We start from the raw sequence: 12,368 nt of genomic DNA, 5'->3' as shown, positions 1-12,368 counted from the left end.
CCAAATAAATTGAAGCCCAGTACCAAAAAATGAAATAATCCATGAGAAATACGGGAGGAGGGTGTCCTCTTCTTTGCTTTATAGAGAATAAAATAGTTATGGCGCACAGTGACCAAGAGTCTGACATTCTAGAGCGTTTAAATGATGCTCCAACCGTACGAGGTTTTTTTATTATCTCGGTTGACGTATTTGATGAAGCGGTCGATTGCTTGATCCAACGTGTATTTCGCAAGGATGATTTTGCAGTTAAATCAGTGGTTGAGCCACTGTTAGGGAATTCTGGCCCGCTTGGAGAGCTGACAGTAAGGTTAAAGCTATTATTTGGTTTGGGGGTTGTTCCTGATGCTGTCTACCATGATATTGAAGCCATAATCAAAATGCGTGACTTCCTGAATCAGGAGGGGAGTGAGTACAGTTTTACTGATCCGGCTATTTTAGAGCCCGTTAAACAGCTCTCTATGGTACAAAAAATGGGAGTGGTTCAGTTAGAAATTGCACCGCCAACCGATGATGTAGATATCACCTTCTATCAGATGCAGCTAGCCAGACAGGAGCAGGTTATCAAATCGGCACTTGCACTTGCGGTTGCTGGGATTTGCGGTGAACTCGATAAAGATAGTCCATTCTAAACGCTACTAACGCCTTGATTGTCCAGAATTTGTATTAATCCTGCCTAATTTATTTTGATCCAAAGCCAGTTTTAATTCGTTTTGCTTTCCATTCGCGTTAATAGGCCAGATAATAAGTAGATGGAAATAGCTAAAACGGTTTAGTTGTGGAAAAGAGAAAACGTATAACAATTGCTGACATAGCCAAACTGGCGGGTGTCTCTAAAACAACAGCGAGTATGGTGCTCAATGGCCGAGCATCCACGTTCCGGATCAAAGAAGAAACCCGCGAACGGGTGATGGCTGTTGCACGAGAAAACAATTATTCGCCCAACTTGCACGCAAAGTCATTGCAGGCAAACCGCTCTGATGCAATTGGTTTGGTTATTCCCGACTTGACCAACTTTGGTTTTGCATCGATAGCTCGCGAGTTGGAACGTCTTTGCCGTCAGGCAGGGCTGCAGTTGCTGATTGCTTGCTCTGAGGATGATCCCGACATAGAGCGACAAGCGGTAGAAGGGCTGATCCGCCGTCAGATTGATGGGCTAATTGTAGCGTCAAGTGAAGTGACGGATGAGTTCTACCAAACCTTGACCAAACAGCTCCCCGTTTTGCAGATAGACAGACACATAGGCCAGTCTGAGTTGCCTCTGGTATTGACCGATGCAGCCAAAGTGACGGCAGATCTGGTTGAGACTATTGCGACCTCGCCTGTTTCCGAATTTTACTATTTTGGCGGCCAGTTAGAGTTGTCCCCGAGCCGCCATCGTCTGGCCGGTTTTGAACTGGGCCTTAAACGGGCAGGGCTTGAAGAAAAGCCAGAGTGGATCCGCCATCGTGATTACCAGACTGAGTCGGGCTATATATTGATGCAACAGCTGCACCAGGAGCTAGGACGTTTGCCTGATGCATTGTTCACTGCATCATATACCTTGCTCGAAGGGGTTTTGCGCTACCTTAAAGAGCACCATTGTCTCGAGGCACTTGTCAGCAAAGAGATGCGCCTGGCAACTTTCGATAACCATGATCTGCTAGACTGTCTACCGCTGAATATTGACTCCGTCGCCCAAGACAGTGAAAAAATAGCCCAGACCAGCTTTCAGCTGATCCGGCTACTGTTGTCGAGCCAACGTGTTACGCCAACCTCTTTTGCCCTTGATGCAAATATTTGTTGGCGGAGTCAATAAGAGCTCTTTGATAGCTAGGCGGCTTTAGACACCTCAAACCGATCGACGAGCTGGTTTAACCGGGTGATCGCATTTTTGAGTAGCGTCGTTCTTCGGCCTAGCTGCTGTGATGAAATCTCCAGCGATTGTGTAGTGGCCTGAGCCCTTTTAGCGGTGTTGGTGTGTTCTTCACTCGTACTGGCGATGTGACTGATATTATCGAACATAGTGTCGACTGCTTGCTGTAGCTTCTGGCTTCGTTGTCCGTCATCCAGGCGGAGAGAATTCTGCTCGACATTCTTGACTCCTTGTTCCATGAAATTAACGGCGGTCTCTGATTCCTGTCGTAGCTTGTTCATAATGCTACCGATGTGATTTGCTGCCTGTGATGTCTTGGTCGCGAGATTTCGCACCTCATCAGCCACAACTGAGAACCCCCGGCCATGCTCGCCAGCCCGGGCAGCTTCAATGGCGGCGTTTAAGGCCAGCAAATTGGTCTGGTCGGTGATCTCCGAAATCAGCTTGACTATATCGTCAATCTCTTTCATCTGGTTATTTACATCGTTGACACTCTGCGCTGATGCTTCAACAATCTCCTTGATTTTATTGGTATTGCTGACGGCTTGTTGATACTCCTTCTGGGCGTTATCAACCGTGTTGTGCATCTCTTGCTGCATCGTATTGGCAGCTACAGTGGCATTGGTTATTTCCTGTTGCTGACTTCCGGCAAGTAATAGCATTGCCTCAATAGAACTTGCGGTCTCAATCGTCGACTCATCGACGTTTTCGCAGCGCCTTAACATGGATTCACTAACCTGCTTAACTTCATTGGAGGCATGGATCATTTCACTCATGATCCCGTCAAGGTTATCGATGAAACTGTTGATCCAGCGACCCATATCGCCAGATTCATCTGGCTTGAACTGCTTTGTATCTAACCGCTGCTTGAGGTTGCCATTACCTTCGGCGATGGTTTGAATCACATCCGACATTTTTTGTAATTGCCTGGTGATGGGTTTCGCTGCCAGAAGGGTAAAGCTCAGGGTACTGATAACAATGGTCAATAAGGTGACAAGTCCTTGCTGAAAGACTGACAGTGATAGCCAGTGGGTGAGTATCAGCGGTGTAAGCAGTGAGAATATCAGCGCCAGCGTGTATTGTTTGCTTAGGGTGAAGCCGAGAGAACGGTGGCGGTAGACCTCTTCTAGGTCGGCTTCACACATCATCCCCCAGCGATCTGGAGAGCCTTTCAGCTGGAATGTTACTCCTTTTCCGATCACAGGAATATGCCGATAATCGGAGTAGCCCGGATAATTGATATAGAGGTTAGATCCATTGGCGATGGTTTCCCGTACGCCGGGGTGTAGCTCTTTGGTTGCTGGATCGGTAAACCGGATCTCAAACTCGGTATGCTGGTGGATTTTGACCATTCCCCAGTTAGTATTCACACCTGATTTTAGGTTCTCGCCATGGGAAAAAGTATTGTCTTCAAAACGGGAGCGGGAGAGCGCAGTACCAGGCAGAATGTTAGGATTGAGGTGAGATTCGACCATGAATATGTAGTTATCACCTGACTCGCTATAGATATGGCCGGCTTCCCGCTGGATCAAATCACCCATCACATCATTGGGAACGCGGCCGCAGAGGCAGCCGACAACTTGGTTGTCAAAGATCAGAGGTTGATAGAACATCAGCGTCACCGCATCATGAAAGGCTGAGCTGGACGGACCGATCTGCTCAGTTGCCTTATCGATATAGGGGCCATGCAGAAACTGACTCTTCAACCCTTTTTCAAGCATTGTTTTGTCAGCATGCTGGGTGCTGATACGTTTGGAGTAGCTTGAGAAACTCACGTCGCCATTAGCCTGAACAATGAACAGTTCAGAGAAATCACCGTTGCGTTCTAGCAAATGTCTTAGTACGTCGTTCTTCTCATTGTCTGGTTTTGTAGCGGCATACAGGGCGGCATTTTCCAGGAAGTCCCACTGGCTATTAACCCATGACTGGAGTATCTGAACACGGTTATTGGCGATACTTTCAAAAGTTTGCTCTAGCGTAGAGCGGCGGGATCGATTTAGCCGACAGGCTTTGCGCATGGCTATTTTTCCCGTCGCCCCCCAGAGAGGTAACCAACGCTTTTCTTTTTCCGACAAGTTCATCTTATGTCTTCCTTAACTCGATGCTATATACCCAAGTAACCTCAATATGTAGATTTAGCGTAAGTTCAGCGTCTTGGCTTAGAGCCAATAAACTCTCGCGGAACAAGCAGATTAAAGTCACTTGGGTATATATGCGTTTAAAGCAAGGTTAGTGCCATGATTAATATGAATAAAAAGGGAGGGGATTGAGCTAACTACAAGGGATTAAAAGGATAAATTACGCGATTAGCACCTTTCTTCTATTCAAAGTTTCAGTATGAATTCAAACGTAGTGATAGATGTTTTCAGCTTTGCACCATATAAGTGCGGATGCACCATTATATTGCCCTCATTTGATCTTAGCGATCTTAATAAACCAGCAGTCAGTATAAGAGTCACATTTACAGCGCATTTTGGGCTTATGTGTGATTTGTAAGCAATCTCCCTCCTGAATAATATTCGCACCCGGCATATTTCTAGATCACATAATGTGCAAATTTGACACTACGATCACAAAGCTAAACGGTTTTAGCAAGTTTTGCTCGATCAACTAAACCGGTTTAGCAATAATCAGTTCCGTTGTTTAGCAGTTTACAAATTAATAATTAGATGGAATTAGAATGATGAAAAAAAGCCTCTTATCACTGGCAGTGTCTTTTGCCGTAACTTGCTCTGGTGCCGCTTTGGCCCAAGGCGATGCAGCGAGCTTAGAGCAAAGGATTGCTGATTTAGAGCAGCGCCTGGAAAAAACCGAGCAGGTGGCTGCTGATGCTGAAAGCCAAGCATCTTCGTTTGAGTTTCACGGTTATGCCCGTGCAGGTTTGCTGATTGATGACAACTTGAATGGGGCATCAGCTGTTACAGGGCCGTACATGACAGCGGCTGGCGCGCTAGGTGGTGCTGTTGGTCGTCTGGGTGTTGAAGATGATAACTATGTGGAAGTGATTCTTGATCACAACATCAAGCAGGATGATGGTTCATGGTCGAAGTACCGTGTAATGCTGGCCGACAGTACAGAAACCAACAATGAATGGACGGCTGATGAGTCTAAGCTGAACGTTCGCCAAATCTATGCTGAGCTAGGTGGATTGGAGTCTTTTGATGGTGCGCTGTCATATGCTTCCATTTGGGCAGGTAAGCGTTTTGACCGTGATAACTTCGATATTCACTTCATGGATACTGATATTGTCTTCCTATCAGGAACTGGTGCTGGTCTTTATGATGTCCAGTTCAGTGAAGATTGGCAGACCAACTTCTCTGTTTACGGACGTGACTTTGGCGCCATCGACAGTGAAAGCCTGGAAGTGGAAAACTACATTGTTACGATGAACAACTACATTGGCCAGTGGCAGTTGATGCTGAACGCAATGACAGCGGCTGACAATGAAGGTAGAGATGTTACGACCACATCACCGACCAAACGTGCGGAAGATGGTTTCCACGCATTGCTGGCCTATCACGGTAATAATTTCTACGGTGGTGGCGAAGGTTTCTCAAAATCTGGTGTGATTGTCGGCCAGGGGCTAGGTGCTGAACTGAAGGGGATCGGTTCCAATGGCGACCTAAATGAAGATGCTCAGGCTGTGCGTCTGTTTAGTTACGGTGTTACTCGTTTTGCCGATAACTGGCGTATCGCTCCTGCATTCTTGGGTGAATACAGCAAGGACCGTGTAAAAGACGGTGACGAGTTCATGTGGGCAACGGTGAATGTTCGTTTGGCTCAAGAGCTGACCAAAAACTTTGAAATGGTGTACGAGGGTTCTTACCAGTACATGGATTTGGATAACGGCACCGAACAAGCTGACGGTAGTTTCTACAAAGCCACTGTTGCACCAACCTTTAAGCTAGATACTTCTGGTGGTTTCTTCCAGCGTCCGGAAATTCGTTTTGCCGCATCTTATGTTGATTGGAGCGAAGATCTGAACAACTACTCTGTGAGCCTAGCTGACGGTGCGAGCACGATGGGTGAAGGTGGTGAAGTGATGTTTGCAATGCAGATGGAGACTTGGTTCTAACATCAGCATTCATGAATCTTTTGGAGCAGCCTTTTTGAATTTGTAATTTTTTGAATGTTCTCAGTTTTTCGGTGGCCTAGTGCCACCGTTTTTTTTTGATTTGCGTTCTTGTGCGGGCTGTATAGAAAACAAAAAAGCCGGGCATTGCCCGGCTTTCTTCCTGCAACGCTACAGCAGATTAGTCTGCGATTTCAGCGTTGTGGTAAACGTTCTGCACGTCATCACAGTCGTTCAGCGCATCGAGGAACTTCTCGAATGCTGCTACATCGTCGCCAGAAATTTCAGTCATCGTCTGAGGCACGAAAGAGATCTCTTCAACGTCAAGCGTAACATCAGGCATAGTTGCGGTTAGCGCATTCTTTACCTTGAAAAACTCTGTATGTGGCGCGTAAACAGTGATAACACCGTCTTCGCATTCGATGTCGCTTACGTCAACATCTTCCATCATTAGGTTTTCTAGTACGGCTTCTTCGTCGTCACCGTTAAACTGAAATACAGCCTGATGTTCGAACATGTGGCCAACAGTACCTGGGCCACCAATTTTCGCGTGGTTCTTAACGAACGCTTGACGAACATCCATGAAAGTACGGTTGTTGTTGTCAGTTAGGCAATCAACGATAACCATGCAGTTACCCGGACCGAAACCTTCGTAGCGCGCAGTTGCAAAATCTTCACCGCCGCCGCCTTTAGCTTTATCGATTGCTTTTTCGATAACGTGAGATGGCACTTGGTCTTTTTTCGCTTTTTCGATCAAACGCTTAAGTGCAAGGTTGCTATCTGGGTCAGTGCTACCGTTCTTAGCACAGACGTAGATCTCTTTACCGTATTTTGAGTAAACCTTGATCTTTGCGCCTGCCGTTTTTGCCATCGACAATTTGCGTACTTCGAACTTTCTTCCCATGAGGAATCACTCTCTTTGCTGATATTTGGGACTTCTGTTGGACGCGGATTTTACCAGTTTGTGGGTAGGAAAGGCTAGGGGTTTAAGCGTAATAACGGCGGCTGGGGGGATTCCAGCCGTTGTGAATGGTGTGCAAGCAATCTATTGATGTCGTTATGGTTAGTAATTGCGATATTTGTTTTTCGCATACAATTGTGACTCGCGTTGCATATGTAGCATTTAGTTCCAATAACACCAGGCTAAAATTTGCTCTCATGAATACGTTGGTTAGTATTGTGTATGTATTTATTTGCATATTGGTGTGAAATGTTAGACATAGGTTTCCGTCGTCTGCCGATAAACTTTCCTATCTCTCCAACGTTACTGGCTTCTATCGAAGCGCTTTCGGATGGTGAGCTGTGGGATCCCAATGCCAGTCAAGAGCATGCGGTGTACCTCCGGGGGGTAGGGGTATGACAGAACCGACGTTCGACAATCTGGTGTTACGTCCAGTCAGAAAATCCGATCTGCGCTTTTTACGTGATTTGTACTGTACATCTAGAGACTATGAAATGAACCAGGTTGATATGCCTGATAATCATAAAAAAGTCTTTTTGCGTCAGCAGTTTGCGCTTCAAAAAAAACACTACGACATAGTCTATCGCGATGCCGATCTGAAGATCATCGTTAAAGATGGCAAGCCGATAGGCAGGCTCTATACCGACTTTAACGTCAAAGACAATAGGCTTCATATTATCGATATCACCTTGTTAAGGGAATTTCGCGGACGGGGCATCGGCCGTTTCTTTATCGACGGCTTGAAATCAAGAGCAGCTTCAGTAAATGCCACGCTTTCTCTTAACGTGCATTTTCTCAATCCTGCTTTCAAGTTCTATAAAGCTATAGGCTTTGTCTGCCTCCGCAGTGAGCAAGAACATTATTACTTACAATGGCATAAATAATATCAAAGGTAATTATGACTCAAAACAACGACCGCTTAGAGCACACCCATGCTCCCATGCTGGATAGAGAAGATGACTTGCTGGCAGGTTCATTACGCGCAGGTATGCTCAACCAGCTGTTAAGGGAGCAATTGATGCCGACCAAGGCGAAAACTGATCCTGTGGGAGTGGTTGAGCCTCAAACTTCCACCCAAACCATCACTTTGTTGTCTACTGCTGTCGATGCGATGTATGAAGTCCTTAACGCAACCACCTTTGACCGTACAGTGCTGCATGACAAGCTCAGCCAACTGTTTCATCAGCAAAAAGCAGTGTATGAAGATATCGACATTGAGCCTGCCTTACGTAAACGCCAGTACATTACCCATTGCGGGCTGGTCATGTCGCCGGATAACTGTATTACCACTCAACTGGACGACCTGCGGGTTAGAGCCTATATCCGGGCTGTTAACAAGGCGATAACGGCAATGGCGGGTGAGAAAGAAGGACCTGTACATGTGGTCTACCCGGCCTGTGGACCTTTTGCACCGTTGTTAATGCCGTTACTAGGCTATTACCTACATCACCGTTTGTTCAGTCCGCAACAGTTGAAAGTTACCTTTATTGATATGCAGCCAGGAGCATTCGCATCGCTTGAGGCGTTGGCCGAACAGATGGGGGTGAAAGGTTACATTCGTCAGAATTTGTGCATCGATGCGTTGAGTTACGACCCTGGCGAGCTGCCTGTGGATATTGTGGTGTTGGAAGCGATGCAACATGGTTTTAGTCGTGAAGGCCATTTTGGTATCGCCCGCTATTTTGCCAGCCTATTGCAACCAGACGGTATTTTGTTGCCGCAGCAAGTAATAGTGACAGCAGCATTGAATGATCCCAATCGCGAATTTGTTGCCCAGTGGCAAGATGCCAAACAGGTTTCTAGAGCTGAGAGCAATGCTGGCATATTGGCTGAGCGTATTGAGCTTGGCGAGGTGGCACGAATTAATCGCGATTCACTGAACCATTGTAAAGAGCGGGTACTTGATGAGCACACTACATTGATTGAGTTTGGAAAAGTACAGATCCCAAGCTTCCCTGAAGATACACCTGAGCAGGTATTACTGATGTGCTCGGAAGTTCAGGTTTTCGAAGATGAATGGGTGCATGAGTACGACTCTGGCATTACTCACCCGTTACCGGACCAACAGGTTTGTATTAACTTTACCCCTCGTGAAGCGCGTCCAGGTGATCTATTAGTGAACAGTGGTGATGTAATACAGTTTTATTATCGTATCAATGGCTTGCCTGGCTTTTTGGCTACTTGGATGCAAGGAGATGCATCATGAATAAGATACCCTTGAAGGTCGCCTTGTTCGTTGTCCACCCAACTGCTATGCCGACATTGCAAATGCTGGCAGAGCAAGGCCAACTTGCTGGTGTTGTATTAGCTCCACAGGCAGATCCTTTCTTACAACAACTGCATAGCTGGTTGCAACAACTGCAACTACCTTGTCACTACCTAAAGTTCGGTGAAGAAGAAGAGGCCGCCGCACAACTCAAACGTTGGGAAGCAGATATGGTACTCGCGTTTGGTTTTAGTGGCGAAGTTCCACCAGTGCTAAGCGATGCCACTGAGTTCGGTTATTACAACCTGTTACTGGCAGACCCAAACCGCTTTAACGGCCCGGTGCCGCTTTATTGGCAAATTCGCCAGGGCGTAAGCCAAGGCAAAGTAGCACTGCAACGTGTCGGTAAGACTGCTGATGGTACGGGTATCGCCTTCACAGTCGATTACCGTATCGATCCGCTGGATACCTATAAATTGCTTGAGAACAAGGTTGCCGGCAAGGCAGCTAAGTGTGTTGAAGCTTTCGTTGAGGCTGTCATCAATGACAGGCAATTATCGACAATACAAAGCGATAGTGAGAACGCCGAAGGTTTCCCTGTGCCTGATGAGGTCGGTTTGCAGGTCGACTTTAGTACCATGAGTGCTAAACAAATTGTCGACATGGCCCGTGCCGGTAACCCGGTGTTCAATGGCTGTGTTATTCAAATTGGACAAACATCGTTGAGCCTTTTGCAGGCCTCGCCATCGCACTTTCCGACACACGGGGTCAAGCCCGGTACCATTTGCCACAGCGGTATGCCGGACGGGTTGATAGTTGCTACATGTGACGGTGCGATACGGCTAGATGTGATAGCCAATATTGACGGAGTATTCGGCGGTGATGTGTTTGCCGAACGGTTTCAAATCAGTGCGGGTATGGCGTTTGAGATAATGCCTGCGAAATAGTAACGACGACGGCTTATTAGGTCGCCGTAAATTGGGGGGAATATCATTATGGCAGAACCTTTTATCGGACAGGTGGACCTGTACGGGTTCGACTTTGCGCCGGAAATGTGGGCATGGTGTAACGGTCAATTAGAGCAGATCAGTAACAATCAGGCACTGTTCTCGCTAGTTGGCACGGCCTATGGCGGGGATGGACGAACCAGCTTCGGCCTGCCTGACATGCGGGGCACCATCGCGGTGAGCCAAGGGGCAGGCTTGGGGAGTCAATACAACTACAAAGTCGGTGACCGTAAGGGCACGGAGGTCCATACCATGAGTCTCGCAGAACTCGCTGCTCACTCGCATACTGCCACAATTTCTGGAACAGCAGGCGATTTGGAAGTCAGTGTCAGGGCTTCTGAGGAACACGGGGACAATAGTGCTCCAAGCACCGGTGCCTATCGTGCCACCGCCTTGCCGCCAGGTGGCGGACCGGACAAACCGGAGTTGACTTATTTCTCCGGAACACCTGCGGAAGGAGACAAAGTTTCACTTGGCGGTATCACTGCATTTACCAGTGGAGAGCATGGCGTTGTAACTGTTGGTAACACTGGCAACAGCACTCAGTTTAACTTGTTGCAACCTTGTGTGGCGATGAACTACTCAATCGCGTTGCAAGGCTTGTTTCCGTCTCGCTCATAGCGGCTTGACAGTAGACAACGATTTGTAATTTTAACAACCAATTTAACAGCTTGAGGGTTTAATAATGGCAGATCCATTCATTGGTCAAGTTTCACTTATGGCGTTTAATTTTAATCCCCGTGGTTGGTATATGTGCGCTGGTGCATTGTTGCCCATAGCCAGTAATTCCACGCTATTTTCTTTGATTGGCACGTTTTATGGCGGTGACGGTCGTACTACCTTTGGACTACCGGATTTGCGCGGCCGTACTCCTATGAGCAAAGGACGTCACCCCGGTAGTGGGTATGACTGGAGAATAGGTACTAAAGGTGGCGAAGAGACACACACATTAAGTATTCCGGAAATGGCGCAACATTCTCATGTCGCTACGTTTACCCAAACCAGCGGCACCACCGGTGTGACGTTGCAGGCCACCACAGAGAACGGGGACAGTGCATCACCGTCCACCGGAGCCTATCTTGCCGCCGCATTACCCCCAGGGGGCGGGCCGGACCAACCGGAGCAGATATACAAAAGCGGCCCGGATAGCGCCAGCTTAGTTCAGTTGGGTGGGGTCACCGTCAGTGGCGTCGCGGGCGGTAATGTGACGGTAAACGCCAATGGCGGGTCGCAGCGGTTTAACATTATCCAACCGGTGCTGGCCATGAATTACTGTATGGCCCACGTCGGCACCTATCCGCCACGATCATAATTCTAGTGAGGCAGTTCTGAAAACAAATACGACGTAACTTTCAGATTCTGCCTTCAAAAATACAGGTTAGTAGTTTTAGCTAGGTGCTTTTTTGCTAGTTCATTATGGAAGATTATTGTGCCCAAGTATCATTTTATTGCGGGTTTGCCACGTTCGGGATCTACATTATTAGCCGGGATCCTTCGTCAAAATCCACGCATTCATGCAACCATGACAAGTCCGCTGTTGGGCCTTACTACCGGAGCTCTCGAATATATGGGAGCGAGTGGAGAGTTCAACACTTTCTTTGACTCAACGAAGAAAAAGCAGATCTGCCAGGGACTTTTTGATTCTTATTATCAAGATAAAAACGATAAGGATATTATCTTTGATACCAACCGGATGTGGGCCGCAAGATTACATCAATTAATGCAAATGTATGACGGTTGTAAAGTGGTTTGCTGTGTCCGCAATCCCGCTTGGGTAATGGATAGTTTTGAGCGTATTTATCGTAATAATCCGTTTGACTATAGCCAGATGTATACACCTCATACAAGGCAAACTGTCTATACGCGCTGCGAATCTTTAGCCAGCAGCGCGGGTTCTTTTGGTAGCGCGTGGTCAGCATTGAAAGAAGCTTTCTATGGTGAATTTTCAGATAGGCTTTTGCTGGTTGATTACGATCTGCTTGCTCAGAAACCCGAACAATGCATTCAACTTCTTTATCAGTTTATTGATGAACCAGACTATCGTCATGACTTTAATGATGTCGATTACAGTGAAAATGAGTTTGATTGCAATATTGGTGTTAAAGGACTGCATGACGTGAAGCGGAAGGTTTGTTACAAGCCGCGCAGCACAATTTTACCCCCTGAGTTATTTAAGCAATACAGTGATATGGCTTTTTGGTTAGATACCAGTGGCACCAAAGCAAATATCATCAAGGCAAAAAGTAATAATTTATGATTAGTATCTAAAC

At 47.0% G+C, this 12,368-nt stretch carries 12 protein-coding genes; 10 read left to right on the top strand and 2 right to left on the bottom strand.

Annotated features, from left to right (window positions below; genetic code table 11):
* Positions 1–98 precede the first annotated feature (98 nt).
* Positions 99–629 (top strand): MltR family transcriptional regulator, encoded by a 531-nt coding sequence (locus tag AC51G0_RS22650; RefSeq protein WP_496303910.1) that lies wholly within the window; start codon positions 99–101, stop codon positions 627–629.
* Between the two features lie 146 nt (positions 630–775).
* On the top strand, positions 776–1,795 hold the full coding sequence (locus AC51G0_RS22645; RefSeq protein ID WP_496303909.1) for a LacI family DNA-binding transcriptional regulator: 1,020 nt from the start codon (positions 776–778) through the stop codon (positions 1,793–1,795).
* Between the two features lie 14 nt (positions 1,796–1,809).
* Here AC51G0_RS22645 and AC51G0_RS22640 read toward each other — a convergent pair whose 3' ends face one another.
* Complete coding sequence (locus AC51G0_RS22640; protein ID WP_496303908.1) at positions 1,810–3,933, bottom strand: methyl-accepting chemotaxis protein; 2,124 nt, start codon at positions 3,931–3,933, stop codon at positions 1,810–1,812.
* A gap of 602 nt (positions 3,934–4,535) precedes the next feature.
* On the opposite strand from AC51G0_RS22640, the gene AC51G0_RS22635 reads away from it, so the two are divergent.
* Positions 4,536–5,927: a carbohydrate porin gene (locus tag AC51G0_RS22635; RefSeq protein ID WP_496304183.1), complete on the top strand. Its 1,392-nt coding sequence runs from the start codon at positions 4,536–4,538 to the stop codon at positions 5,925–5,927.
* A 178-nt stretch (positions 5,928–6,105) separates the two neighbouring features.
* Here AC51G0_RS22635 and AC51G0_RS22630 read toward each other — a convergent pair whose 3' ends face one another.
* Positions 6,106–6,828, bottom strand: coding sequence for a YebC/PmpR family DNA-binding transcriptional regulator (locus tag AC51G0_RS22630; protein ID WP_496303907.1), 723 nt, complete (start codon positions 6,826–6,828; stop codon positions 6,106–6,108).
* Between the two features lie 306 nt (positions 6,829–7,134).
* Between AC51G0_RS22630 and AC51G0_RS22625 the strand changes: the two genes are divergently transcribed.
* The 7 genes from AC51G0_RS22625 (at position 7,135) to AC51G0_RS22595 (ending at position 12,355) form a co-directional block, all read left to right on the top strand.
* Complete coding sequence (locus AC51G0_RS22625; RefSeq protein ID WP_496303906.1) at positions 7,135–7,284, top strand: hypothetical protein; 150 nt, start codon at positions 7,135–7,137, stop codon at positions 7,282–7,284.
* Positions 7,281–7,769 (top strand): GNAT family N-acetyltransferase, encoded by a 489-nt coding sequence (locus AC51G0_RS22620; protein WP_496303905.1) that lies wholly within the window; start codon positions 7,281–7,283, stop codon positions 7,767–7,769. Before AC51G0_RS22625 ends, AC51G0_RS22620 begins: the two co-directional genes overlap by 4 nt.
* Before the next feature lie 14 nt (positions 7,770–7,783).
* Positions 7,784–9,091: an SAM-dependent methyltransferase gene (locus tag AC51G0_RS22615; protein ID WP_496303904.1), complete on the top strand. Its 1,308-nt coding sequence runs from the start codon at positions 7,784–7,786 to the stop codon at positions 9,089–9,091.
* Positions 9,088–10,038, top strand: a complete 951-nt coding sequence (locus tag AC51G0_RS22610) for a hypothetical protein (RefSeq protein WP_496303903.1) — start codon at positions 9,088–9,090, stop codon at positions 10,036–10,038. The genes AC51G0_RS22615 and AC51G0_RS22610 overlap by 4 nt, the downstream gene beginning before the upstream one ends.
* Positions 10,039–10,086: 48 nt before the next feature.
* Complete coding sequence (locus AC51G0_RS22605; protein ID WP_496303902.1) at positions 10,087–10,719, top strand: phage tail protein; 633 nt, start codon at positions 10,087–10,089, stop codon at positions 10,717–10,719.
* A gap of 64 nt (positions 10,720–10,783) precedes the next feature.
* Positions 10,784–11,410: a phage tail protein gene (locus AC51G0_RS22600; protein WP_496303901.1), complete on the top strand. Its 627-nt coding sequence runs from the start codon at positions 10,784–10,786 to the stop codon at positions 11,408–11,410.
* Between the two features lie 117 nt (positions 11,411–11,527).
* Complete coding sequence (locus tag AC51G0_RS22595; protein ID WP_496303900.1) at positions 11,528–12,355, top strand: sulfotransferase family protein; 828 nt, start codon at positions 11,528–11,530, stop codon at positions 12,353–12,355.
* The last annotated feature ends 13 nt before the right edge of the window (positions 12,356–12,368 follow it).

It is taken from the genome of Photobacterium sp. HL06 (genome assembly GCF_059552575.1).
Note: the sequence above shows the minus strand (reverse complement) of the source record. Positions and strands in the feature narration are given on the sequence as shown.